General features: G+C 57.0%; 23 protein-coding genes and 2 pseudogenes. 3 read left to right on the forward strand and 22 right to left on the reverse strand.

Features of this window, described 5'->3' with window-relative positions:
- Window positions 1-3 precede the first annotated feature (3 nt).
- Window positions 4-618 carry an FMN-dependent NADH-azoreductase gene (locus RGU44_RS07970; protein WP_322216555.1) on the reverse strand — a complete coding sequence of 205 codons (615 nt, stop codon included), beginning with the start codon at window positions 616-618 and terminating at the stop codon, window positions 4-6.
- A 139-nt stretch (window positions 619-757) separates the two neighbouring features.
- Between RGU44_RS07970 and RGU44_RS07975 the strand changes: the two genes are divergently transcribed.
- The gene (locus tag RGU44_RS07975) at window positions 758-1657 is read left to right on the forward strand and encodes a LysR family transcriptional regulator (RefSeq protein ID WP_322216557.1); all 900 of its coding nucleotides are present in this window, start codon (window positions 758-760) and stop codon (window positions 1655-1657) included.
- A gap of 163 nt (window positions 1658-1820) precedes the next feature.
- Here RGU44_RS07975 and RGU44_RS07980 read toward each other — a convergent pair.
- A pseudogene (locus tag RGU44_RS07980) lies at window positions 1821-2222 on the reverse strand (DNA/RNA non-specific endonuclease); the annotation flags it as partial.
- Window positions 2223-2840: 618 nt separating this feature from the next.
- Here RGU44_RS07980 and RGU44_RS07985 point away from each other — a divergent pair.
- On the forward strand, window positions 2841-4535 hold the full coding sequence (locus tag RGU44_RS07985; protein ID WP_322179048.1) for a hypothetical protein: 1695 nt from the start codon (window positions 2841-2843) through the stop codon (window positions 4533-4535).
- A gap of 404 nt (window positions 4536-4939) precedes the next feature.
- Here the strand turns inward: RGU44_RS07985 and RGU44_RS07990 are convergent, their stop codons facing one another.
- Both RGU44_RS07990 and RGU44_RS07995 read right to left on the reverse strand, forming a co-directional pair.
- Window positions 4940-5638, reverse strand: a complete 699-nt coding sequence (locus RGU44_RS07990) for a metallophosphoesterase (RefSeq protein ID WP_322179047.1) — start codon at window positions 5636-5638, stop codon at window positions 4940-4942.
- 788 nt (window positions 5639-6426) lie between these two features.
- Window positions 6427-6588 (reverse strand): hypothetical protein, encoded by a 162-nt coding sequence (locus RGU44_RS07995; RefSeq protein ID WP_322179046.1) that lies wholly within the window; start codon window positions 6586-6588, stop codon window positions 6427-6429.
- Window positions 6589-6757: 169 nt separating this feature from the next.
- On the opposite strand from RGU44_RS07995, the pseudogene RGU44_RS08000 reads away from it, so the two are divergent.
- Window positions 6758-7573 (forward strand): annotated as a pseudogene (locus RGU44_RS08000) (transposase); the annotation flags it as partial.
- A gap of 507 nt (window positions 7574-8080) precedes the next feature.
- Here the strand turns inward: RGU44_RS08000 and RGU44_RS08005 are convergent.
- From RGU44_RS08005 to sufC, 18 genes are all read right to left on the reverse strand, one after another.
- Window positions 8081-8557: an antitoxin Xre/MbcA/ParS toxin-binding domain-containing protein gene (locus RGU44_RS08005; RefSeq protein ID WP_322179045.1), complete on the reverse strand. Its 477-nt coding sequence runs from the start codon at window positions 8555-8557 to the stop codon at window positions 8081-8083.
- 188 nt (window positions 8558-8745) lie between these two features.
- Window positions 8746-8964 (reverse strand): BPSL0761 family protein, encoded by a 219-nt coding sequence (locus RGU44_RS08010; protein WP_322179044.1) that lies wholly within the window; start codon window positions 8962-8964, stop codon window positions 8746-8748.
- Between the two features lie 368 nt (window positions 8965-9332).
- A complete protein-coding gene (gene ilvD, locus RGU44_RS08015; RefSeq protein WP_322179043.1) occupies window positions 9333-11012 on the reverse strand; it encodes a dihydroxy-acid dehydratase in 1680 nt (559 codons plus the stop codon).
- Between the two features lie 109 nt (window positions 11013-11121).
- Window positions 11122-12225, reverse strand: a complete 1104-nt coding sequence (gene moaA, locus RGU44_RS08020) for a GTP 3',8-cyclase MoaA (protein WP_322179042.1) — start codon at window positions 12223-12225, stop codon at window positions 11122-11124.
- A 160-nt stretch (window positions 12226-12385) separates the two neighbouring features.
- Window positions 12386-14086 carry a SagB/ThcOx family dehydrogenase gene (locus tag RGU44_RS08025; protein WP_322216559.1) on the reverse strand — a complete coding sequence of 567 codons (1701 nt, stop codon included), beginning with the start codon at window positions 14084-14086 and terminating at the stop codon, window positions 12386-12388.
- On the reverse strand, window positions 14083-15885 hold the full coding sequence (locus RGU44_RS08030; RefSeq protein ID WP_322179040.1) for a protein adenylyltransferase SelO: 1803 nt from the start codon (window positions 15883-15885) through the stop codon (window positions 14083-14085). Before RGU44_RS08030 ends, RGU44_RS08025 begins: the two co-directional genes overlap by 4 nt.
- Complete coding sequence (locus tag RGU44_RS08035; RefSeq protein WP_322216561.1) at window positions 15882-16565, reverse strand: NifU family protein; 684 nt, start codon at window positions 16563-16565, stop codon at window positions 15882-15884. Before RGU44_RS08035 ends, RGU44_RS08030 begins: the two co-directional genes overlap by 4 nt.
- On the reverse strand, window positions 16558-17820 hold the full coding sequence (locus RGU44_RS08040; protein WP_322179038.1) for a P-loop NTPase: 1263 nt from the start codon (window positions 17818-17820) through the stop codon (window positions 16558-16560). The genes RGU44_RS08035 and RGU44_RS08040 overlap by 8 nt, the downstream gene beginning before the upstream one ends.
- Window positions 17821-17952: 132 nt before the next feature.
- The gene (locus tag RGU44_RS08045) at window positions 17953-18276 is read right to left on the reverse strand and encodes a rhodanese-like domain-containing protein (RefSeq protein ID WP_322179037.1); all 324 of its coding nucleotides are present in this window, start codon (window positions 18274-18276) and stop codon (window positions 17953-17955) included.
- Window positions 18277-18338: 62 nt separating this feature from the next.
- A complete protein-coding gene (gene lipA, locus RGU44_RS08050; RefSeq protein ID WP_416152036.1) occupies window positions 18339-19310 on the reverse strand; it encodes a lipoyl synthase in 972 nt (323 codons plus the stop codon).
- 58 nt (window positions 19311-19368) lie between these two features.
- Entirely contained in the window at window positions 19369-19935 is a 567-nt protein-coding gene (folE, locus tag RGU44_RS08055; RefSeq protein ID WP_322216563.1) for a GTP cyclohydrolase I FolE, read from the reverse strand.
- A gap of 188 nt (window positions 19936-20123) precedes the next feature.
- On the reverse strand, window positions 20124-20684 hold the full coding sequence (locus RGU44_RS08060; RefSeq protein WP_322179035.1) for a NifU family protein: 561 nt from the start codon (window positions 20682-20684) through the stop codon (window positions 20124-20126).
- A 328-nt stretch (window positions 20685-21012) separates the two neighbouring features.
- Window positions 21013-21330: a Grx4 family monothiol glutaredoxin gene (gene grxD, locus RGU44_RS08065; protein WP_322179034.1), complete on the reverse strand. Its 318-nt coding sequence runs from the start codon at window positions 21328-21330 to the stop codon at window positions 21013-21015.
- A gap of 20 nt (window positions 21331-21350) precedes the next feature.
- Window positions 21351-21593, reverse strand: coding sequence for a BolA family protein (locus RGU44_RS08070; protein ID WP_322179033.1), 243 nt, complete (start codon window positions 21591-21593; stop codon window positions 21351-21353).
- Between the two features lie 47 nt (window positions 21594-21640).
- Complete coding sequence (gene sufU / locus RGU44_RS08075) at window positions 21641-22126, reverse strand: Fe-S cluster assembly sulfur transfer protein SufU (protein WP_322179032.1); 486 nt, start codon at window positions 22124-22126, stop codon at window positions 21641-21643.
- Window positions 22126-23385, reverse strand: coding sequence for a cysteine desulfurase (locus RGU44_RS08080; protein WP_322179031.1), 1260 nt, complete (start codon window positions 23383-23385; stop codon window positions 22126-22128). Before RGU44_RS08080 ends, sufU begins: the two co-directional genes overlap by 1 nt.
- Window positions 23382-24755: a Fe-S cluster assembly protein SufD gene (gene sufD / locus RGU44_RS08085; protein ID WP_322179030.1), complete on the reverse strand. Its 1374-nt coding sequence runs from the start codon at window positions 24753-24755 to the stop codon at window positions 23382-23384. The genes RGU44_RS08080 and sufD overlap by 4 nt, the downstream gene beginning before the upstream one ends.
- Window positions 24752-25528 (reverse strand): Fe-S cluster assembly ATPase SufC, encoded by a 777-nt coding sequence (sufC, locus tag RGU44_RS08090; RefSeq protein WP_322217791.1) that lies wholly within the window; start codon window positions 25526-25528, stop codon window positions 24752-24754. Before sufC ends, sufD begins: the two co-directional genes overlap by 4 nt.
- Between the last annotated feature and the right edge of the window lie 8 nt (window positions 25529-25536).

Raw genomic sequence — 25536 nt, forward strand, 5'->3', positions numbered from 1 at the left:
TGTCTAAACCAGCGACTTTTGAATTTGATGATCAAATGTATCTAGAAAATCGTGCATGCTGATTTCTCCGAGATCTACAGCCTTAGCGCCGCCGGCCGCAATAAAGGTGACGTCAGTGATACCCAGGACATTCAGGATCAGTTTCAAATATTGGGTCGCAATGTCACGGTCTCTAATCGGAGAGTCGTGGGTGTAGACACCGCCCGAGGCGAGCAGCACCGTTGCCTTTTTACCGGTCACCAGCCCTTTACCATCAAAGCCCAAGGTCAGGCCTTTACGTACCACGTGATCCACCCACGCCTTCAGCGCCGCAGGGACGTTATAGTTGTAGACCGGCGTTGAAATAACCAGGTGATCGGTTTCCAGCAACTCGGCCACAAGCTCATCGGATAGCTGCAACACAGCTTTCATTTCAGGCGAATTTTGGGTTTGCGGGGTGAAGTAAGCCTGTAACCAGGGAGCGGTCACAAACGTAAGTTGAGTGTCCGTTAGATCCCGTATTTTGACCACGCCGCCTGGGTGTGCAGTTTCCCACGCGGCCACAAATTGGCGCGTGAGCTGCCGGGAGATTGAAGCCTCTCCACGTGGACTGGTTTCAATGGAGAGAAGCCTGGACATGAAAGTAACTCCTGCGCGGTGACGCGGCGGTATGTTTTGCGTTGTCGCTTTAGGCGATGTGCTACACACTCTACCCAATGCGATCTCTACGCAGGAGTGATGTAAATATGATTGAATCCATCTGTTTAAGTGATGGGTCATGATCGGAAATCTCAGCTTGGATCAGTTGCGGATCCTTGTAACCATTGCTGATACAGGCAGTTTCTCGGCAACGGGACGTCACCTGCGGCGTGCTCAATCTGCCATTAGCCAGTCGATTGCCACACTTGAGTCAGTTCAAGGTGTGAGGCTGTTTGATCGGAGCGGCCATCGTCCAACTATCACTGAGGTAGGTCGAGTGCTAGTGGTTCAAGCGCGCGCTGTGCTGGCAAGCGCTGCCCAGTTTGAAGCAATGGCCGCAAGTACGGCAGCAGGGGTTGAGCCGGAGTTAGCTCTCGCCATAGACCCTTTAGTCCCTAGCGCACCGCTCATCGAAAGCCTCCGCGCTCTCCGTGAGGCTTTTCCGCATCTGGCAGTGAGTTTTTCTACAGAAGGCTTAGGCGGCGCAGAGCGCCGATTGCGCAACGGCGATGCGGCACTGGCGCTTTGCACATTGATTCCGACAGTGCCCGACGATGTCATCGCACTGCCGCTGCTGAGTGTCGACTTGAGGCCAGTAGTCGCCAGCGGGCATCCCCTGGCTATGTTAGGCCGTCGGGCAACAAGTGCAGACCTCAAGCCTTTTGTGCAACTGGTACTTTCCGATCCGGTCGCTCCCGACGGCCCTAGCTATGGGGTGACGGGCAGCCACCAGTGGCGGTTTGTAGATCTGGCACGACGGCTGGATTTTTTGCTCGCCGGGTTCGGCTGGTGCCGAATGCCGGAGCATCTCATCGCGGATCATCTGACTTCAGGACGCCTCGTGCCGCTTGAGTTAACCGCCGAACTTCAGCGCACACCAGACACACTGACGATCTACGCAGCGCACATGCAAGATCGCGCTTTAGGCAAAGCGGGCCGATGGCTTCTGAATGATCTGACCCGTCGTCTGTGCATGTGATGATACAAAGACGACTAACGTCAGCGGTTTGGTTACCCCGTTGGCCAAAGGGCTGATGCGGTTGATCGAACCGGTTGTGCAGGGACTGCCCGAGCCGTGATCGTCTGTGCGTATTTCGCAAGCCAAGGTGTGAGCCTGCCCGCTTACCGTGGACTCTCGAAGATCAAGAACGAACCACCGAACCAGAGACCGGTAGGTTCTCCAACAGGTTGAGTCCAGTGGTTTTCACGAATGTCTCATAGTCCATGGGTCTCTCGATGCGGGTTTCCGCGTTGGGTAACACATAGGCCCAGGCCCGCTTGGACGAAGCGTCGTAGACCAGCTTGAACAGGCGAGTAGGTACCCAGACCTTGTTGTCGCCAATAGTGGTATGGCCAGCGTCAAAGAGCGGTCCGGTAAAGACGAAGACATTGCCATCGGCTCGCTTCGCGAACTTTCTGACATCAGACTCGACCTTGCTCCAGATCTTTCGGTTATTGGTGGGGTCTTGCGGCACCATGTTCGAAAGCGCAAAGGACTGGGCCATTGCATTCGGATTCGGTGCATCTGCTGCCGGAGACTGATGAAATTCCCGGCAGAGATTCATACTCAATGTTTATCTATAAGCCGGAGGTTCAAAGCACGAAGTTTGGGCAAAGGGCGGCGAAGCCCTGTCCTATTGGTCAGACTTTTGCGGATATACATTACCTCTGGCTAGGCATTCGAGTCGCGGTAGGGATGGCAGTTACCTGCCGCCACCCACAAATCCGTACGTGCGGAACTACCGCATACGGCTCCTGCCTCGGGTCATGTGACGCGAAGCGATCCTCAGGATAAGGATGTGCATTGCTAGGTCTAGGACTGTAGAGGTCGGCAAAGCGTCCGGAGCGTGACCATTGTCAGCGGCAACACCTCCGAAGACCAATGCAGCAATTTTGCCGCAAGCGCCAAAGGGGAGATACTTTTTCAACAGAATCGGCCAAAAGCAGCCCGTTAGGGAGCTCGTATTCGTCTCTGTATTGCGTCAAGGAAGCGCTGGGCTATTCAGTGACATAGCACTCACTCTTTCCGCCATCTTCCGTGACTGGCTTAAGCTTTGTCGTAGCGAGGAAGTACCCAGCATGCGATCATTGATACTTGCCGGGAGTAGTGTCAATCTCTCAACCCGCCCGCATCGATCATTAGCTACAAGGAAAACTAGTTAATGGAAGCTCCTAACTTAGAAGCAGAACCAAAACAAGGCAGTAAAACGACGGAGGAAGATAATTATTCGGGCGAGGTGAATTTCCTCTATTCCTCCAAAATAAATGGAAGTGTAGATATTGCTGACATTTGTGAAACACTTGTAACGTCGGAAGCATTTAGCTTTGCGCTGGACAGCAGTGGCAAGATATTTTTTAGAGAAAACGGCAGACTGAGAATAAAGCTACTTAGCATTGAAACGACAATTTCCGAACAAGGCATGACCATCAGCGGGCACGATGACTTTGTTAGCGCCAACCCCGGCGACTCTAATATTTATTCGTTATCCAACGCTCTTAATCTACTGCTGTCAGATAAGAAATTATTTAATACAGCTTTTGGTTTTCCTGCTGAAAGCGCACGAATCTTCATGCGACCAATTGCGATAAAGGCCGAAGACAATGAAGAGTATGAAGCATTTATTCCATATATTAGAATTTATTCAGGTGGAATAATAAGCATATCTATGTCATCAGTGTTTGGTTTTGAAGGCGCGACTGTTCGCGAGGTAATTGGCAACGAGGTAAACAAGTCGCAGCGCAATATAAACTCAGTTCTTTGCGAAAAAGAATTGTACTTGGCTTGTACCGAGTGTCAAATATCACAACTGACTCTACAAGAGAGAGTTTCGCAGAGAAAAGCTTTCGAAGTCACTATTGAATCGGCTCTGAATGCACCGGAAGAACTAAAGTTTTTAGATGAGCGCCTAACAACTTACGAACTTGTACACACCGACCAATTCACACTCACCGATATTGCAAGAAACCTGCTATCAGTAGTTGCCAAGGCAGTAGCTAGTGGATCGGTCAAAACGAGTATCAACTGGATTGGCAGGCAGTATCGTGATGATTCAATTGGTGAGTACTGGAACGGAAAGCCCATCATCTATATTAGAGAGCATACCAGACAACAAGTGAGCTCAATCGAAAACTGGGCCACACATAAATGTCTAGTAAATAGCGTGATGACTCGGACATATCTTCCTAGCAACGCAGCTCATGCCGCTTTAACTCATGGCGATATGCGCAACTTCGACGACTTTAATAACTTCTACTCTGAGGCGGTTTCTCTAGTGCTATCATCGGCACAGGTAGAGTCTTTCATCGAACAGGATAAGGTCTACACTTTCAATAATCTGACTTCAGACATTCAGGTATTGAATGAAGCGTCGCATTTTGTCCGAATATACTACTCATACGCTTCGCTAGGCCTCAATACATGCAAGACAGCGATCGATGTGGCGCGGCTAGAACTGAAAATACTAATGTTTGAAGAGTCGTTAATTTCCGCACATAAGTATGGAGAGATAGCTGAATACCTAGAAGAAGTCAAACGTGGAGACCATTTGACTACAGTATGCAAACTCCTACACAAAAAAATCGAGACAGTTCGCAAGGCTCTTGAATTAGATGACAAAGTTATGTCGGAGTCTTATACTCGCAGAATCACTATTATCTTCGGAATCATTGCATCCGCCACGCTATCACCGGAGTTAATGCAGCCTCTTGCTAAACTCTATGGAATTACCTTCGCTAACGACCAAGTCGACAAACTAGTCGGAATAGGTGCGTCTGTAGTAGCCGTCATCGGCTTTTTAATATTAACCCACTATATTTTCCGAATATTCAGCTTCACCATTAGAAAGATTAAAACCTGAGCCACTCCAAGAACCTGGCTTAAGTTAGTCCAAACGGCTAGTAGAGGTGCCCTTCGGGCATATCCAGACGGAATGCTTCTGGCTAATTTATGATGTCTCGTGAACGTCAGGAATGGGTCGATTGTGTTGAAAAAGTCGGTTTTCTCAAACGGCCGAAAAATTGATCGGTGAAAGCGCCTTTTAGCACGCTGCTACGTGAAATCTCAGTCCGAATGCCTCTGCGAGAATTCTTGATTTCAATCTCAGGCGCGTACTTTTTTGCCATGGAAACTAAGGCCGACTTTTTCAACAGAATCGGTCGTTTTCAACCCTTCGCCACGGACAACAATCGGCCAAAAGTAGACCTTCGCGCTGGGCAACGACTGGTCAACATCGAAAATCGAAGACCCACCGGGCAGTGAACTCTATACAAGCATAATCAATCTCGGCCGACCGTGGTCGGTAGAAAACCAGTCTATTGGATGATGACCGAGCACAATAGTCAACTCTGCCCCCTTTGTGTTGGAAAGGGCAGTTTCTACTAAAGATTTTCCAGGAGTTAATCGCTTGTAATCATGCTCGTCCTTGCAGAGCCACGCGGTATTTATTCCCACAATACCAACAGCACACCCATTTTTTTCAATCGTCACTGAATATGCCCCCTCCTTTTTATTGAAGAGGTCAGAATATCCCGTTATATCGTGCGCGATAAAATCTTCAAACCTTGTCACTACAATATCGCGGCGTTTCAGGGAGCTTTCCTCTGGATAGAAGTATGGCCCAGTAGGCTTCAGGAGAAGAGTTCGATCAAACGCATCGTTTTTATCCCTGTTGAGGTCATGGTTACCAGGGATCATGAACAGTTTGTCGGTCAGCAATGTGGGCATGAACGCTTCAAGCGGTTCGACCAACTGCTCCCAAAAACTTTCATACTCGGCCTTCAGTCCATTGTTAGCGATGTCTCCCGTAACGAAAATAAAATCGGGCTCGCCCTCCTTTTCAACTTTCTCTTTAACCTTATCAACTATTTTTCTCAGTACGGAGCGCTGGGAATACCCTTCCTTCCCCATATGAAAGTCAGACAAATGCAACCAACTTATTTTTCTGGATTCGTTATTGCTCACTGCGGCATCCCTCCCTTATTTCTTGATTATCGCTCCCTGTTTTTGCCTTTTCTCACGATTCGCGACTACAGGGGCTCGCTTATACTAATTTCTTCAATAAACCTGCGCGCACACGAACTCTTTCCGATACACCCCTAAGGCAGTATTGATCTCAAAATATATCAAATAGAGTCGTTTAATTTTCGCACTTTAACGCTCCAAAGCCATGAGCTTTTGAATATAATTGGCATTCGCAGTTAAATTGATGATAGTCTCACCATAGATGTACCTTTAGATTTTGATAATTTTTTCCCGATACATGAACGTCCCTCTAACAGAATAAAAAAATTTGATAGTGCTGAACGCCGTATGCACCACATACATATTTGAAAAAAGAGGGCGAACTGGCTTGATAGAAGGGGGTAAAGATTTTCAGCCATTTTTTTGAAAGTATGAATTTTTCTTAGTCAGGCGCTGGCACAAGCCTACTTGAATTGCCCCTTAACTTCTAGACGCCTCCGAATGGCCGCTTCTGGCCGAGGCTGTGTAAAAACGTTTTTCAGCGCGACAGGTACTCAAAACCAGACTGAAAATCACGCGTCTACGCAAAATCCACATCTGCAGACGTGCCAATAAATTTCAGATTTAACGTAGCCGCGCACACTTCAATTTTGGCGAAGCGTTTTTACACACTCTGGGCCGATTTCTGCCTGACGCGAAGACTGCAACCGACCCATAGCTCACTGTGGCGACAGCGCGAACATACCGCTGCTGCCACAAGCGACCCTGTCGAGGTAAATACCGATGGTCTATTGAGGCTTTTGTTTCTGGCTGAACGCCTCCCTCTCTCCAGCTAGCTGCTCCCTTCTCACATACGCCTTTGTCATTGCTGCCGGTATGTGCCTGAGGTGCGTGGAGATAACACCCACAGGGATATTCAATGATTCAACTCTTTTAATTTCGTCAGCCATTTCGCTATCTCCCCATCAAATTTTCTGAGTTTAGCTCATAATTTGATTCTGGTTGGTCACCTCGCTGGTGATATGGAACGTCAGCTTTTGGCCGATTCTGTTGAAAAAGTAGATCTCCTGCCTGGCCTGCGGCAAAATAAGGTCATCAGCCAGCGGGAGGATTCGCAGCATGATGGGACAATTGTTGAGTGGACAGGAGCGGCTGTTTTACTCGTTCAACATTGAAGATCACATCCCATCAAATCACCTCCTGCGCAATATTGATCGATGCCTCGATCTGAGCGATCTACGCCACTACCTCGCCGACTTTTACAGCCCGATAGGGCGTCCCTCGATTGATCCTGAACTGATGATTCGCCTGCTGATCGTGGGCTACTGCTACGGTATTCGCTCCGAGCGCAGGTTGTGCGAAGAGGCTCATTTGAACCTGGCATATCGCTGGTTTTGCCGCTTGAGCCTCGAAGACGAAGTCCCCAATCATTCTACGTTTTCCAAGAATAGGCACGGTCGTTTCCGCGACAGCTCTCTGTTTCGCTGGCTATTCAACGAGGTGCTCCGTCGCTGCATGGACGCAGGTCTGGTCAAGGGTTAAGGCTTTGCCGTGGACGCCAGCGTCATCAAGGCGGATGCCAGTCGGCAGCGTGGCGTACCAGGCGATGAAGAGGTCAACTGGAGTGACCCGTTGCTCAGCACTCGTGCCGTACGTGAGTATCTTGAAGCGCTCGATGAAGAGGCGCTTGCAGAAACACTACCCAAGCGCCTATCGCTGACCGATCCACTATCTCGTTGGACAGCAGCTCCAGGAGGCCCGGCGTTCTTCGCGTACTCGACGAACTACCTGATTAATGTCGAGCATGGTGTGATCATGGATGTGGAGCCAACACCGGCTCATCGAACAGCCGAGGTCGAAAGCACCAAGATCATGATTGAGCGGGTCGAGGAACAGTTCGATATCAAGCCGGATCGCCTCATCGGCGATACCGCTTAGCCCATGGCGTCGACTCTCGGTCCCGCCCAGCGCTCAAGTTCCATTCGGAAACTGTTCAAAAAGCCTCCCGTAGAATGCTCCTCGTGCGCATCGGCCAATGACAGGTCCTTGGAAAAGCGCTGCATGCATGTCTGAAACACATCCTGTGTGAGTGGTCACAACGGCGCCACTGCAGCGCAGAGGCCGAATGGAAAGTTAGCAAAAAGCCATCATAGTCATACTGCTTAACCATTCACGGCGTTAACAGTTCCGTGCATTATTTCGGCGCGGCCTTGCCTGTGTTTAGGTTGGTTAGAGGAGTGCTCTGCGAGTCTTCACTGGGGGAATGCTGGTAAATTCCGATACGATCGAGGGCTCTCGGTGGCTGCATTTCGTACTTGGCGCGCTGCTTACGCTGTGCGTAGAGCTTTAGGCTTAAGTAAACAATTTTTGTCCTTGCGGCTGTTTTATGCGGTTAGGGGAAAGATTCCTTTCCCTAACAGCGTGCACCTCGCCATACCCTCATCAGGCTGAACCGCCCCATTCAAGGGCCTGAAGGACACGGCGAACTTGTTTGGCCCCTATCTCAGTTTCGCAGAGCATGATCGGTGCAGTCCCTCCGAGCGCTTTATTCGGTGTCGACATCCAATGTGCGGCAGTCACTGGTGTCTCTAATATCTCCTCGGCCAAGTGACTGACCACAGCAATTCTGTCCAAACGCTCGGAGGCCACAGGATCAAGGTTCTTTTGCTCGCGCCGCCGTCGTTCAAGCGCCGAAGTTGATGCATTGAGCAGCGTTTCCAGGTGGCGGTCTTGAAGGTCAAAGGCCAAGCGAACAACCTGGATTAGGTCAGTGGGAAACCCTACTTTTATTTGGTGCAGCCGCTCCGACTCCGTCAGCGGCTCTCGATCGGAACTGAATCGCCAAAAGGCAGCGATGCCCTCCTCTCGGGACACCTCTTTCTTTTTTGCCGGACGTCGAGTCGCAGTTGAAGTGCTCATTAACACTTCCCCCCAATGATTGCCCATCCAAAGGAATATGAGCTAACGCCTGTCTAACCGGAAGCGCCATTGAGCGCCAGTGGAGTTCCATAACGCCCTAGGTCGATAAGGCGATGGAGCCATTTACCCTCTACGTATCCACAGACCAGGATCAGCGGCTTTGGGCTGATGATGAGTTGCCACTACGGTCAATCGATGCTGGAGCTCAGGAAGGGCTCGGTCAGTCGGTCGACCCTTCGCTCTTCGAGCTGCCCGGCCCGCAGGATCTCGTTGGCATTGGGATAATGCCGTAACAGCTGGCGGGCCTGACGTCGCATGGACGCTGAAAGCGCGGAATCTTCTGCAAGCTCGGCCAGAAAGTCTCGCGTCTGGATGAGTGCGCGCGTGCGCTCGTTCGGCATTGTCATGGTGTCCTCCCTCGCACGAATCGTGCACGGTCCAGCCGCTATAAGCTTGCGTCCGACGCAGTTTTCTGCCTAGTAAATCGCCTACAGCCTACACTGCTGATTTTTACTGCCCTACATGGAGCCGCTGAAATTCAGCGCAAGATGATCATTCGCTTAGTGTTCGGCTGGGTCAGTGAATTCCGCCAGCCTCCGTCGTGCCCCAGGAGTGACCATATCCGATGACGAGTGCTTTCCTGTACAGCGAGCATTATTTATGGATACGTACAACGTTAATACGCTGTAGATACGCTTTTACGTGTAGGTGACTTCTCCAATTATCGGGGCCTGAAGCGCTCCTTTTCATATATATCAATCGACAACTGCTCGGTCTACTTATCGGTAACGGCTCCTTGCGCGGCGCTGGACACCAGCTTTGCGTACTTAGCCAGCACACCTCGTGTATAGAGCGGGGCCGGTTGTGTCCAACGCGCACGGCGCTCGGCCAGCACGGCAGCACTGACACCTACGCTGATCTCGCGGGTTTCGGCATCGATGGTGATCTTGTCGCCGTTCTCGATCAGTGCAATCGGGCCGCCATCAAAGGCTTCCGGCGTGATGTGGCCAACCACAAAACCGTGCGAACCGCCGGAGAAGCGGCCATCGGTGATGAGTGCGACGTCCTTACCCAGCCCCTTACCCATGATTGCCGAGGTTGGCGAGAGCATTTCACGCATGCCAGGACCGCCCCTGGGGCCTTCGTAAGTGATTACGATGACATCGCCGGCGACCACTTCGCCATTAAGGATGCCGGCCAGCGCGGCTTCCTCGCCGTGGTAGACACGAGCAGTACCTTCAAAGCGCAGACCTTCCTTGCCGGTGATCTTGGCGACTGAGCCGGTCGGCGCGAGGTTGCCGCGCAGGATGACCAGGTGCGAGTCCTTCTTGATCGGGTTGTCGAAGGGCCGAATGATGTCCTGACCGGCAGGGTAGTCGGCGACATTGGCGAGATTCTCGGCCAGGGTCTTACCGGTGACGGTGAGCGTGTCGCCATGCAGCAGGCCGGCGTCGAGCATGCGCTTCATCAGCGGCTGGATACCACCGATGGCGACCAACTCCGACATCATGTACTGGCCAGAAGGACGCAGGTCGGCCAGCACCGGTGTGGTCTTGCCGATTTCAGTGAAGTCATCGAGGGTCAGTGGCACATCCACGGCATGGGCCATGGCCAACAAGTGCAGCACGCCGTTGGTGGAACCGGCCAGCGCGATGATGACGCGGATGGCGTTCTCGAAGGCTTTGCGCGTCATGATGTCGCGCGGCTTGATGTCGCGAGCGAGCAGTTCCAGCACCTGCTGGCCGGCGCGGAAGCAGTCCGAGGCCTTGTCGGAGGAAATCGCGTCCTGCGCCGACGAGCCCGGCAGCGACATGCCTAGGGCTTCGATGGCCGAGGCCATGGTATTGGCGGTGTACATGCCGCCGCAGGAGCCTGGGCCCGGGATGGCGGTGTCTTCGATCTGCTTAAGCTGAATCAGGTCGAGATCGCCCTTGGCATGCTGCCCTACGGCCTCGAACACCGAGATAATATCGGTGTGACCGGAGCCGGGTTTGATGGTGCCGCCATAGACGAAAATTGCCGGGCGGTTCAGCCGCGCCATGCCGATCAGGCAACCGGGCATGTTCTTGTCGCAGCCACCAATGGCGACGAGCCCGTCGAAGCCTTCGCAGCCGACCACGGTTTCGATGGAGTCGGCGATGACTTCACGCGATACCAGCGAATACTTCATGCCCTCGGTGCCGTTGGCGATGCCATCCGACACGGTGATGGTATTGAAGATCAGGGCCTTGCCGCCCGCTGCATTGGCACCTTTCTCGGCCTCTTGCGCGAGCTTGTTGATGTGCATGTTGCAGGGTGTGACATTGGCCCAGGTCGAGGCAATGCCAATCTGCGGCTTTTTGAAGTCCTCGTCGGTGAAGCCGACGGCACGAAACATGGCGCGCGCCGGGGCGGCCTCGACGCCATCCACCACGAGGGAGGAATATTTGCGCATATTGTCAGTGGTCTCAGTCATCTCGAAAATCCTTAAAGTGGCTTTCGCGAACATATACGCATGCCGCGCTGGGTCAATAAGTAGCCCATGGGTGCCTAGAAGCCTGGTTTGGACCAATGCGCTTGTGTAATCAGCCGCCGATATAAGACATCTCTACTTTCTTGTTTCGCGCCGTCTGCTCTGTGCGAATTTGCGAGTAGCCGTCTTCACGCGGGGTCCAGATCAAACCTATCGCAGCGGCGATTTGCTGGTCGCTCTGACCCGCACGCATAAGCGTGCGCAAATCATGCCCTGACTGCGCGAACAGGCAGGTGTACAACTTGCCATCGGTAGAGAGTCGGGCGCGCGTGCAGGTGGCGCAAAAGGCTTGCGTCACGCTGGAGATCACACCGATTTCGCCGCTGCCATCCGCATACGCCCAGCGCTGAGCGACTTCACCACGGTAGTTGGATTGCGCTGGGATGAGTGGCATCTCGGCGTTGATCATGCGCACGATATCGGCCGAGGTCACGACATCGTTCATGCGCCAGCCGTTGCAGGAGCCCACGTCCATGAATTCGATAAAGCGCACAATGTGCCCGCTACCCTTGAAGTGCCGAGCCATCGCAACGACGTCCTGATCGTTGACACCCTTCTTCACCACCATATTGATCTTGATGGCCGTAAAGCCCGCAGCGTGTGCAGCGTCGATGCCATTTAAGACATCGCTCACCGGAAAAGCCACGTCGTTCATGGCCCGGAAGATAGTCTCATCGAGCGAATCGAGCGACACCGTGACGCGCCGCAAGCCCGCCGCCTTGAGCGCTTGGGCTTTGTTGGCCAGTAGCGAACCATTGGTGGTGAGGGCTATGTCCAAGGGCTTGCCGTCATGGGTGTTGAGCGTGCTCAACATCCCGATCAACACCTCGATGTTTCTACGCAGCAGTGGTTCGCCGCCGGTGAGGCGAATTTTCTCGACGCCCTGCGCGACGAACAGGCGCGTCATGCGGGTGATTTCATCGAAACTCAACAGTTCGCCTTGTGGCAAAAAACGGTAGTCCTTGTCGAACACAGACTTGGGCATGCAATAGGTGCAGCGGAAGTTGCAACGGTCGGTGACCGAAATGCGCAGGTCACGCAAGAGCCGCCCGCGCGTGTCCGCGAGCGTGCTGCCGGAGGCCGGCGTGGGCGGCGCAATCACAGATACTGGGCTGGCGGCGCTCAGGTCAAGGAGGGTAATTACCTGAGTAGTCATAAGGGCCTTGCTGCGTGGATTGACTGCGGTTTAAACATAAGGTGACTGCACTGAGTGGTGCACATGCTCATGGCTCCTAGCGATCTCTTCGCCACGCCTCATACCGGCTTCAATCAGGTGGATTTCGTTCAACTGTGGCGTTAGTTTTTTGGCCATGGGCTCACTCAAAATCGCACGCAGGTAAGGTTGTCAGGCGATTGTCTTCAACTGGGCCGCCCACGGTGAAGTGGTAGAAGCTTTGCCACTCGCGGGTGTCGATGCCGAAGGCGGCATGCACGGGGTCGTCGAAGTAGCAGCCGATTCCAGTGGCGCGGATGCCCGCCTCTTCGGCTTCAAGGTAGAGCACTTGGCCAAGCATGCCGGCTTCCCAGAACAGATTACGGTAGAAACCGCCGCCATAGGTCGCGAGGCTGTCCATATAGTCGGCAAGCATGGCCACGCTAAAAGCACCATCGGCGGCGATGTTCTGGCCGCAGGAGACGGCGCTCGCCTGCGCTCGACAGTCGCCTTCGCGCAGCAGGTATAAGGGCAGTCCGGGCGGACAGTCGGGTACGCGCTGCCACAAAAAATCTGCATGCATCACGCGCTTCAGGCTATCGACCTTGTGCGGATCACGAACCAGCGCGTAGAGGCCCGGCACCAAGCCGTCGACACGGTGCACGAACAGCCCGAGGTGGATGCGCGGCCGCCAAGAGATTGCGTCCCAGGGCATAGCACTGCGCTCTTGGGTTGGCAGCAGCCGGCCCAGCATGGCGAAGAGTGTGGCGCGCGAGATAGCCGTCGCACCATCCATGGCGACTGCGCTGCGGCGGCCAAGAATAGCCTGTTCCGCCGTGAGTCGGCCTTGACGGATGGGCGTGTCGAACAACGCATTCTCCGCCGCAAAGCCTACGAAATCCTCCTGAATAGGCGCGCTGGCGGCGCGGCGCGTGGCCTGGGCAATGGTGTCGATTGCGGGCCACTCGACGCGGTTGTTGCGGCTCAGTGGATTGGCCCTGCCCTGCCATAGCACGTCACTGCCGTGCTGTGGCAGCGGCGCAGACTCGCGCAGTGGCGCGGTGATTAAATCCGTTCCGGGGATATTCGGGGAAATCACCGCGAGTAGATCAGCGTTCTCGCGTTCCGCCGCTGTGAAATCCTCATCGCGGTCTAGCCCCAGCAGGTTGGATAAGCTGCTATCGCTGATGTTGTCGATGAGTAGCAACTTCCAGCCGAGCGCTGCTGCCGCGATACGCAGGCTGGCCAGCGCGTGTCCCACGTCATGTTGGCAGTAACGGTAAGCGCGCTCACCGTACTTCCAGGCTTCTCGCCAATGCACCGACGACAGCCCGACCAAGAAGGAGCCCGCCGGAAGGGACTCGGTTAGCTCGCTCCAGCGCGCAGCAGTGAGCGCCGCGCGCCGTTCCAGGGCGTGTTCCTTCGGCGCGTAGTGGTACAGGGCGGGCGCCACGCCGAGCTGCTCAATCGCCGGCAGCAGGGCATAGCCCTCGGTCGGATGCAGGTTGCCGCTGGAGGGATTTACCCGCAACGGCCAGGTGATATCACCCGATTGTTTCCATGCCGTCAGCGACAGTGCATAGCGGAAAAACAGTGAGACCGACGCCAGCGATAATGGCAGCGGCGGCACGCTCGCGCTGGCATACAGCTGCCAATACGCCAGCGGGCGGCCGGATTTGGGCAGCGGCAGACGCACCAGTTCTGCTCCCGCGTAGCGCCGAAACGGGTCGGGCTGCGTTGCCCAATCCATGTAGCCCAGCGCGGCGGCGTAGCGGTGAAAGTGATGCTTAGTCCGCTCGTGGTAGGCGACGACGGCCTCGTCGGCAGCGGCCTCTGCCGCCCCCGTCAGTATTCGAGACGTCATGACGAGCAGCTCAAATGCGACAAGCCACCGACATTAAAGAACTCAGCCGGTTTGCGCCGGTAGTAGCCGTCCTCCACCGCCTGCGCCTGTTCGGCGTAGGGCTGGGTCATGATGGCCTGCAGCTCGCGCACGAGCGCGTAGTTGCCCGCGCTCGCGTGGCTGTACGCTGGCACAAGAAACCACTCGCGCAACGTGTATTTCGGGTTGACCCGTTTCATCTGCCTCGCCAGCGCCTCACGGTCGCGGGCTGCGGTATTGGTGTTGCTGGTACTGCCGATGCCGACCAACGATTGCCATAACGTCAGCCACTCGGACCAACGCTGCTGCAGCCCGTCGTTGTTTTGTTGTGCGCCCGGATAGAAGCTTTTTTTCAGTGGGCCCATGTCGTCAGGCAGCGTCGAGAGTTCGCGGAAGAACACGGTGTAATCGACCGGCGTTTGCCGCATAAGCGTTTCCAGCTCGCTGAACAACGCGGGGTGAAACCTATCCAGCCCCAGTTTGGCCGCCCACATCTGCTCCATTTGCGTTTGCATCACTGCCGCAAAGCCACTGCGAATCTCCTCGAGCTGCTGCAGGCTGTCCTGAACCAAGCTGTTCTGATCCAAGCATTCCTGATCAAGAGCGCCCTGATGCGCGCTCAGCAACGGCCGCAAGGCCGCGCAAAACATCTGGAAGTTGCGCTCCGCTGCCACCGGTTGATTGAGGAACGCGAAGTGTTCTCCACCACCCGTCCACGGCTGGTAGTGCGGGTCGAACACTTCGCAGAACCCGAACGGACCGTAGTCGAGGGTGAAACCACCGGCCGCGCAGTTGTCGCCGTTGAAGTTACCCTGGCAGTAGCCGACGCGAATCCAGTTGGCCACCAGCGAGGTCAGCCGGCTGCGGAACGCACGCGCCAGCAACAGCACTTTTGCGCGGGTGCCAAGCTGCGGGTCGATAACCTCCGCGTACTCACGCGCGATCAAGTGCAACACCAACTGCTCCAGTTCCTGCAGCGCTTGCGGGTGCTCCTGTTTGCGCGCACGGCGAGCGAACAGCTCGAGTTGGCCGACCCGAATAAATGACGGCGCAACCCGCGTCGTGATGGCGACGGCCTCCGTTACCAGCCGGTCGGGGTCCTGCGCGTACGAGCCCGGTGAGTACCACGGCCGCTGGACCTGCTCGTTTTTCGACACGTACAAACTCAGCGATCGCGAGGTTGGCACGCCGAGCGCGTGCATGTGCTCCTGTGCGAGGAACTCGCGGACACTCGAGCGCAACACGGCGCGACCGTCCGCACCTCGGCAGTACGGCGTGCGGCCGCCACCTTTGAGCTGCATTTCCCAGCGACGACCGTTGATCACGGCCTCCAGCACGGACACAGCGCGACCGTCGCCGTAGCCGTTGCCTGTGCGGAACGGGCACTGTTGGTAATATTCTTTGCCGTAGATAGACAGTGCATAGCCCGTCGCCCAGCCGACCTTGCGCAGCGGCGGCGGAACCTGGCTGAGGTCGCCGGAAAACATCCGTACGAAATCCGCCGACTGCGCCAGGCTGTCGGCAAAACCCAGTTCGCGGAACAAGCTTTGGCTGTGTGCGACGTACTCCGGGGAGTCGATGGGCGTGGGTTTGACCGGCACATAGTGGCCGCTGAACACTTGGCGCGGCGCATGGTCGTCGCCGTCAGCTGTCGCCTGAGGATCGCAGTTGAGCGTGTCCATCAGCGAGTAGTTGGCCAACGTGGCGAGATCGTCGAGCGTGGCGACGGTGGCGACGGTGGCAGACGCTGCGACGCTTTCTAGGGCGAGTCGATTGCTCATAAGGGCACCTCTTGGCGCGGGAAGAACGGCTGTTTGCCCGCTGCGTGGTGAGTGGTATCGACAATTTCTTCGATTTCGGGGGCGACTCTTTTCAGCATAACTTCAAAACCCTGGCGCATCGTCACCTGCGAGGACGCGCAGCCCTGACAGCCGCCGCTCATGACGATAAACAGCTTGCCGTGCAGAATCTCGACAATCGAAATCTTGCCGCCGTGATTGGCGATGGATTTATTCACCTGTTTGTCCAGCAGCTCCTGAACCACCGCATGCAGCTCGGCATCGGATCTGCCAGTCGCACCGCTGTAGAGAAGCACCTCCAAGATCGCCGGCACGCCACTCAACAGCTGCGTGCGGATGGCCGTGCCGATGCTGGCTTTCAGCCCTGACCACGCGGCGCTCGGTGCCTTGCCAACGGTCAGCACGTTCTCGGCAATCAGCACGTTGGCCACGCCGAGCAGTGCGAACAGTCGCTCACCAAGCGGCGAACCGGCGGCCCGCTGCTTATTGCCGAAAAAGAACGGGCCGCCCGGATGCACGGGGCGGCTGACCACGAACGTGCAGCTGTCGGGGTCGGCCAGTGACACCTGCGCACGAATGCTCACCGGCATGCTGTCCGGCAGACTCACGGGCAAACTCGCTGACAGACTCGCAGGCAGCTCGGCAGCCAGGCGCTCAGACATCTTCAACGCTCGCCGTCGCCGCGCGCGCGCCTAAGGCACGCAGGTCGTGAAACGCATAGATCCCACTGTTATGGCCGTCGTTCCAATCGAACTGGATCGCGTAATTGCCGATGCTGACGATCTTTTGCGGGCTGACATCTGCGCGCACCGTCTGCGGATCGAGCAGCGGGCGGCCGCTCATCTCCTCGACGCAGAGGGCGCAATGACAGGCCAAGCGCAGGTCGCGCACGTCGAAGTCGTCGCGCTGTCCGTCCTCCCAGAGGATCGACAAAGTCCGCGGATCGCGGCGCAGGAAACCAATCGGAGTCTTCTGCGACCCAGCAGGCCGGGCCGCGTCTGCCATCCAGCCGGGCGCGCCGTCGTTGCTGTGCCACTTCCAGACGAAGGGTTTCAACACGGAGACCGCCGCGTTGACCTGCTCCATCAGCGCCGTGGCGATGCTGGCATATACCTTGGCGCTGACCGAGTTTGGCTGGGCCGCCACAATCGGCCGGCCCTCATCACCGCAGATGACCACATCGATATCCAGCGGCAAGGCACCCAAAAAAGGCACGCCAAGCTCCTCGCTCATCGCCTCGCCACCGCCGTGGCGGAAGATATCGGTGTTCTCGCCACAGTGCGGGCAGGTAAAGGTGCGCATGTTCTCGACGAGCCCCAGAATCTTCACCTGCACCTTCTCGAACATGCGCAAACCGCGCCGGGCGATCTTCAGGCTCACCACCTGCGGCGTGGTGACGATCACCACCCCCGACAGAGGCATACTCTGCGCCAGCGTCAGTTGGGTGTCGCCGGTGCCGGGCGGCAGATCAAGAATCAAGTAATCCAACGGCCCCCATTGCACGCCGCCGACGAACATTTTCAGGTATTTGCCCACCATCGGCCCGCGCAATACGGCCGGGTTGTCGTCGCCGGTGAGCATGCCCATCGACACCACTTTAAGGCCGTGCCGCTCGGCCGGAATCATCCGGCCCTCGGCGGTCATCGCTGGCGGCTGATCGGTGGCAATGCCGAGCATGCCGGGGATACTCGGGCCAAGAATGTCGGCATCGACCAGCCCAACGCGAGCGCCGAGTTGCTGCAGCGCCAGCGCCAGATTGACGCTCACCGTGGACTTGCCAACGCCGCCCTTACCGCTGCCGACGGCGATGATATGGCGGATACCCGGCAGCTTGTCGGCACTCACCGCCTGCGGGGAGGGCTGAGATGACGGGGCCGCTGCGGGGCGTTGCTCGTGGTTCTGCTCAGGGGTCTGCATGGCCAAGTGCCTTGTATCGTCAATTAACGGGGGAGTTGCTGGCCGCGAGCTCTGCCGCCAGAAGAACATCCGATCCAAATTCATGTGTTTATTACCTGCTGTCAGGTTTTCGAGAGTCGCTGCCGTGGCAACTCAATAGGTCGGCATCGCGCCGTCAACTTGCTCAGCCCAGGCATGCACGCCGCCGGTCAAGTTGACCACCTGGGTAAAGCCCTGCTGCTCTAAAAACAACGCGACTTGCAGGCTGCGCACGCCGTGGTGGCAGATGCAGACAATCGGCTGCGCGGCAATCAGCTCGGACAATTTCCCGGGGATGGTATGCATCGGCATCGGCAACGCGCCGGCAATGTGACAGGTCTGAAACTCCCACGGCTCACGTACGTCGAGTAATAGCGGTTGCTCGCGTGTTTGATTCGCGAGCCACGCGGCCAGTTCTGCTGCAGTCAAATTTTGCATTGCTTAGGTGCCTCTCGCGGGCAAAAACCGTGGGTAAATAACGCAATTGCGCAGAGCATCCATCAAAACACCCCGGCCGCATGCGCCTGTTCATCGGCATGGTAGGAGCTGCGTACCAGCGGGCCGGAGGCGGCGTGCAGGAAGCCCATTTTGCGGGCTTCTTCTGCATACATCTTGAAGGTGTCCGGATGCACATAGCGGCGCACTGGCATGTGGCCGCCGGTCGGTTGCAGGTACTGGCCGATGGTCAACATGTCTACATCGTGGGCGCGCAGAGCGCGCAGCACGTGCAAAATCTCCTCATCGGTTTCGCCCAACCCGGCCATCAGGCCGGATTTGGTCGGTATCTTCGGATGCCGGGCCTTGAAGCGTTGCAACAAGTTGAGGGTGTTTTGAAAGTCCGCACCGGGGCGCGCTTCTTTGTATAAACGCGGCACGGTTTCGATGTTGTGGTTCAACACGTCTGGCGGCGCAGTGCCGAGGATGTCCAGCGCAAGATCCAGCCGGCCGCCGAAGTCGGGGGTGAGAATCTCGATATAGGTGTTGGGCGTCAGTGCGCGAATGTGGCGGATGCACTCGACGAAATGGCCGGCGCCACCGTCGCGCAAATCGTCGCGATCCACCGAGGTGATGACCACGTAATTAAGCTTCATCAGCGCGATGGTGTGCGCCAAGCGTGCCGGCTCGTCGGGGTCGAGCGGATTCGGCCGGCCGGTGCTGACATTGCAAAACCGGCAGCGCCGCGTGCATTTGTCGCCCATGATCATGAAGGTCGCGGTGCCTTTGCTCCAGCACTCGCCGATGTTCGGGCAAGAGGCCTCGGCGCAGACTGTCACCAGCTGATTGACGCGCACGATGTCCTTGATCTCAGCGAAGCGCGCCGAGGCTGACCCCGCCTTGACGCGGATCCAGTTGGGTTTGGGCAATCTTTGCGCCGGATCGCTCTCGGCGCGCTTGGTTTTGAGCGGGCCTCTTTGCTTGTCTGAGCGCTCGGCAGTTATGCTGTTTAACGCCGGGGTTGCGCTGCTCAGCACCGTGGTTTCGCTGGCTAACGCCGTGGCTTCGCTGTTTATAGTTTCCGGAGTAAGCACCTTACGCCTCCCGCGCTAAAGCAAAAAATTCCGCACGCATCGCCTGATTATTGAGCAGTTCACCGAGCATGGCGGAGGTGACGGTCTCCTCTCCTTGGGTGCGAATACCACGGCTTTCCATGCACAGGTGCCGGCAGCGAATCACCACACCCACCGCTTTCGGTTGCAGATGGGTCAGCAAGGCGTTGGCAATTTGGATGGTCAGGCGCTCCTGCACCTGCAACCGCTTGGCATAGCAATCGACCAAGCGCGTCAGCTTTGACAGGCCGACTATTTTGCCGTTGGGCACATAGCCAATCGTGGCCTTACCGAAGAACGGCGCGAGATGGTGCTCGCAATGGCTATACACCGGAATGTTGCGTACCACGATGAGCTCGTTGTACTCCTCGGCCCCGTCCTCAAACACTTTCAGGCATTGCGCCGGGTCTTGGGCATAACCGGCAGTCCAGTGCTTCCAGGCCTTGCTGACGCGCGACGGCGTTTCGAGCAGCCCCGTGCGCGTAGGGTCCTCGCCCACGCTGGTTAGAAATCGACGCCAATCCTGCTCGGTAAAGGGTGCTTCTGACATCTGCGCGGTTCCTGTCGGGGTTGATACGGGTAAAAAAGTTTCCGCGCATTCTCAGCGTGAGGTTTTGATTGGCTATGCAGTCGTTAGTGGTTGGGCGCGCGTGGGTGGATTACGCGGTGCATTTATTCTCCCCTCGCCCATTTATGGGAGAGGGCCGGGGAGAGGACAAAACAACCAATAGCCCCTCCCTAAACCGCCACCACTTCGATGTCGGGTTCAATCGAACGAATCAGATTTTCGATGGCCCTGAGAGTGCCGGATAGTGAGCTCGGACAGGAGCCGCACGCGCCTTGGTAATGCACGCTGAGCAGGTTGTAGTCGAGGTTGACCACGTGCAGGTCGCCGCCGTCGTTTTGCAGATGAGGGCGAATCTCCTCGTCGAGCAATTCGTTGATCGCATCGAGACGTTTCTGGTCGGCGAGGTTGAGGTTGGCATGCGCCGCGCTCGCCGCTGCCACGGTGACTGCGGTTTGCGCATCCGCCGCCGGTGCGGCGCGGATGGGCTCGGCGACTTTGCGCAGCAACTCATCCCAGTCGCTGTCACCGTCTTGGGTCACGGTGAGCCATTTATCCACGTAAAACACGTTACTCACATGCTCGATGGCGAACAGCGCACACGCGAGCGGATCATCTTTGGCCTGCTCGGCGTTTTCATACGAGCGCGTTACCCCCCAAGTCAGCGGGTCCTTGAGGATAAATTTCCTCGCGTTCGGATTGGGCGTCCCTTCGATTTCGGCTATTTTGGGCATTTCAACCTCTTGAAAATGTGACGCGCATTTGGGCCTCGCAACGTCGCCAAACGCACCGTGACTGGATGCGCGTTGGTAGGGCGGCTTAACCCGCCAACGGACACGGCAAAAAATCCAAACGAGCGCCTCAGCGAAGCTTTGCGTTGGCGACTTTCGCGAGCAAGCTCGCTCCCAAAGGTTGCGCATGTTGACCGTTAACGACGCTCGTTACACATAACGGACACGGCGAAATCTAAGCGGCACAAGCCTAGTAGTCGTCCTAAAGCGGGTGGGCTACGCCGCAGGCTAAGCACACCCTAGGAGTGCCATCCGCCCGTTTTCAATCCCATCAAGCCAGCGCGGAATTGAGCAGCGGCTGCAATTCACCTTGGTCGTACATCTCGCGCACGATATCGGCGCCGCCGACAAACTCACCTGCAATGTACAGCTGCGGAACGGTCGGCCAGTTGCTGTACGCCTTGATGCCCTCGCGGATTTGCGGGTCGGCCAGCACGTCGACGGCGGTAAATCCCTGCACGCCGCAGGCATTCAGTATCTGTACCGTCGCTCCGGAAAAACCACACTGCGGGGCCTGCGGTGTGCCTTTCATGTACAGCACGACTGCATGGTCGGTGACCTGCTGGCGGATTTTTTCTTGTACGTTCATCGTGTATTGCTCCAAGGTTATTAGCGGGTTGATTGTGCCCAGGCCTCGGGCGTGATGGTGCGCATGGCCAGCGCGTGGATTTCTGCGCGCATACGATCGCCGAGCGCCTGATACACCAGCTGATGCTGCTGCACCTTATTTTTGCCGGCAAATTGCGCGCTCACCACCAGCGCGTCGAAGTGCTGGCCGTCATCGCCGAGCACTTCGACGTGCTCACAGGCCAGGCCCTGCAGGATGGTGTTTCTGAGTTCATTGGCAGTCATCGGTTGCTCCTCTCGCTAGGGTCTCTGTGGCAAAAAATGGCAACCCATCAGGCGTTGCCGATCGGAGCATGCATCGGGTCGGCATCGGCTTCCGTCGAGGTGCTGGCCAGCGAATTGAACGCGGCGTGCAGGGTGTGCCAGGGTAAAATCGCGCATTTAACCCGGGTCGGCAGGTCGCACACACCGGCGAACACCGCCAGCCGGCCGATCTGATTCGGGCTGTTTAAGTCGAGCTTGCCGGTGGCCATGGCGAGAAATTCCTTGATCAGAACTTCCGCCTGCGCACGGGTTTTGCCCTTGACCGCGACCGTCATCATCGACGCCGAGGCCTTGCAGATCGCGCACGACTCACCCTGAAACGCGATGCCATCGACGCACTCGCCGGCGAGATTCAGCGCCACGTCGATGTGGTCGCCGCACAGTGGGTTGTGGCCCACCGCGTGGTGGCTCGGCTGCGCCAGCACACCGAAGTTACGCGGTTTCTTGTTGTGATCGAGGATCACCTCTTGGTACAGCGCTTTATAGTTGGCCATTAGGCAAACACCTGCTGCACGCTGCGAATACCGGCAACCAGTGCATCGACCTCGGCCCGTGTGTTGTAGAACGCAAACGAGGCCCGCGAGGTGGCCGGCACCTTGAAGCGTTGCATCACCGGCTGCGCACAATGATGACCCGTGCGCACCGCGACACCCTCCTGATTAAGCAGAGTGCCGATGTCGTGCGGGTGCACACCGTCAATCGCGAACGAAATGACCGCCGCTTTGTTTTGTGCGGTGCCGATAATGCGCACGCCCGGCATGCGGCTCATCTGCTCGGTGGCGTAATTGAGCAGCTCGAGCTCATACGCGGCAATTAGCTGCATGCCAATGGCCGAAAGGTAATCGACAGCGGCACCCAGCCCGATGGCGGCGGCAATCGGCGGCGTGCCGGCCTCGAATTTATGCGGGATAGTGTTGTAGGTGGTTTTCTCGAAACTCACCGACAGAATCATGTCGCCGCCGCCCTTGAACGGCTGCATTTTTTCCAGCAGCGCGGCCTTGCCGTACAGCACGCCGATACCGGTCGGGCCGCACAGTTTATGGCCCGAGAAGGCGTAGAAGTCGCAATCCAAATCCTGCACGTCGACCGCCATGTGCGGCACCGCCTGCGCGCCATCAACCAGCACCGGCACGCCGTGCGCGTGGGCAAAAGCGATCATCTGTTTGACCGGATTGATACTGCCCAGCGCGTTCGAAACGTGCATCACGCCAACAAACTTGGTGCGCTCATTGAACAGCTGTTGGTATTCATCGATCAGCAATTCTCCGGCATCGTTAATCGGCACCACACGAATGACAGCGCCGGTTTCTTCAGCCAGCATCTGCCACGGCACGATGTTCGAGTGATGCTCCAGCGTAGTCAGAATAATCTCGTCGCCGGCCTTGATAAACTTGCGCCCGTAGCCGTGCATCACCAGGTTAATCGCATCGGTGGTGCCACTGGTGAAGATCACTTCGCGCTCCTCAGCCGCGTTGATAAAGCGCTGCAGCTTGCGCCGCGCCTCCTCGAACTCGGCGGTCGCTGTCTCCGACAAATAATGCACCGCACGGTTGATGTTGGCGTGCTCATTGCTGTGGTAGTGCACCAAACGGTCGATCACCTGCTGCGGCATCTGGCTCGATGCGGCGTTGTCGAGATAGACCAGCGGCTTGCCGTCGATCTGCAGTTGCAGGATCGGAAAATCGGCGCGTATGCGTTCGACTTCAAAGGTAGCGGCCGAAGGCTGATTGACTTCTCGTTGGGCGGCGTTCATGACAGGCTACCGGTGTGTTCGAGCACCGTCTGTTCAAGCCGCTGCTTGAGTGATGCTACGGGGATGCGCTGGATGATCTCGGCGCCGAACGCATAGGTCAGCAGGCTACGCGCCACGCTGTCTGACAGGCCGCGACTGTTCAGGTAAAACACTTCCTCACTGTCGAGCTGGCCGATGGTCGCGCCATGCGCGCATTTCACGTCGTCGGCAAAAATCTCAAGTTGTGGTTTGGTATCAACCTGAGCATTGCTGCTGAGCAGCAGGTTGCGGCTCGACTGTACCGAGTCGGTGCGCTGCGCGCCCTGGCGGACCATGACCTTACCGTTGAACACGGCGTGCGCACTGCCGCCGACGATGCATTTGTGCAGCTGGCGGCTCACCCCGTGCGGCTGGAAGTGGTCGATGCAGGTATGGCTATCGGCCAGCTGATCGGCAGCGATCAGGGCCAGCCCGTCGACCGCGCATTCAGCGCCCTCGGCCAGCAGCACGTTGAGGTTGTAACGCGAAATCTGCGCGCCCAGCGCGACGCTGACCGACTGATAGTTGCTCGAGCGGCCCACGGACACCGCGCAATTGGCCAGGTGAAACGCCTGCGGGCTGTCGCGCTGCACACGGATGTGGTTCACCCGGGCATTGTCTGCCAGGACAATTTCGCTCACCGGGTTCACCAGGTCGGCGGCATCGTGCGCGGAGACATCATGCAAGGCCACGTAGTCCTCGATCAGCGTCACGCTGCTGCCCGCCTCGGCGATTAGCAGGCAACGCGGAGTGCTCAGCACGCCGGCCTGCGTGGCAATAAACAGCACATGCACCGGCGCTGCCAGCGTCACGTTGCGCGGCAACACAATCACCGCCGCATCCTGCAGAAAGGCCGTATTCAGCGCCGCAAATGGATTCTCATGGACGTCTTGGTGGCGGCCGAGATGCGCTTCGAGCAGCGCGGCATGGCTGCTCAGTACACTCGGCAGGTTGGCCACCACGGCATCGCTGCTGGCCGCCACACAGGACAACTGCGGCGCATAGATACCGTCAACAAACACCAAGCGGGTGGTCGCTTCTTGAATATAAAAATGCTCGACATCTGTGTTTTCTAAGGCATCGGCGGCTGGCAAGGACGGCGTAAACGACAGTTTAGTCAGCCGTGCAATGTCGGTAAAGCGCCAGTCTTCGTCACGCCGGGTAGGCAGCGGCAACACTTCGAGCCGCTTGGCCGCCGCGGTGCGCAGCGCGTTGAACCACGCCAAGGGGCTGGCCGACAATTGCCGCGTGCCGCTCAACAGCGTGTCAAGGTAAGCCGGCGCGGGGCGACGAAGCGCGCCGGGCAACACCTTAGGTAGCAGGTTAGGTAGCACTGCCGTCAGTGTGCTCATGCCGTCACCCCTGCTGCCATCGCCTCCTGGTGCTCGGCCGCGACCCAGTCGTAGCCACGCGTTTCAAGTTCCAGCGCCAGCTCCTTGCCGCCGGTTTTGATGATGCGTCCCGCCTCCATGACGTGCACGAAGTCCGGCACTATGTAGTTGAGCAGCCGCTGGTAGTGCGTCACCAGCACAATCGCGTTGTCTTTATTGGCCAGCTGATTAACGCCCTGCGAGACGATCCGCAGCGCGTCGATGTCGAGGCCCGAATCGGTCTCATCGAGAACCGCCAAGCGCGGATCGAGCAGCGCCATTTGCAAGATTTCGTTGCGCTTTTTCTCACCGCCCGAGAAACCTTCGTTAACACTGCGCTCGAGAAAATCGGGGCTCATCTCTAGCAGCTTCATCTTCTCGCGCACGAAGTCGTCAAACTCCAGCGGATCGAGTTCATCAAAGCCGCGCTGCGCCTGCACGGTATTGTACGCCAAACGCAGGAACTGGCTGTTGGCGACCCCGGGTATCTCAATCGGGTATTGAAAGGCCAAAAAAAACCCGGCACGGGCACGCTCTTCGGGGGGCAGATCAAACAGATTATTGCCTTCAAACAGCACGCTGCCGCCGGTGATTTCATACGCCGTGTGGCCAGCCAACACCTTGGCGAAGGTGCTCTTGCCCGAGCCGTTCGGGCCCATGATGGCGTGCACTTCGCCGCTCTTCACGGTGAAGTCGAGGCCTTTGAGAATTTCGATGCCGTTGACGGTTGCTCGCAGCCCGCGTACTTCGAGTATGGTTTTGC

The organism is Pseudomonas sp. 5C2 (assembly GCF_034314155.1).
Lineage (GTDB): Bacteria > Pseudomonadota > Gammaproteobacteria > Pseudomonadales > Pseudomonadaceae > Aquipseudomonas.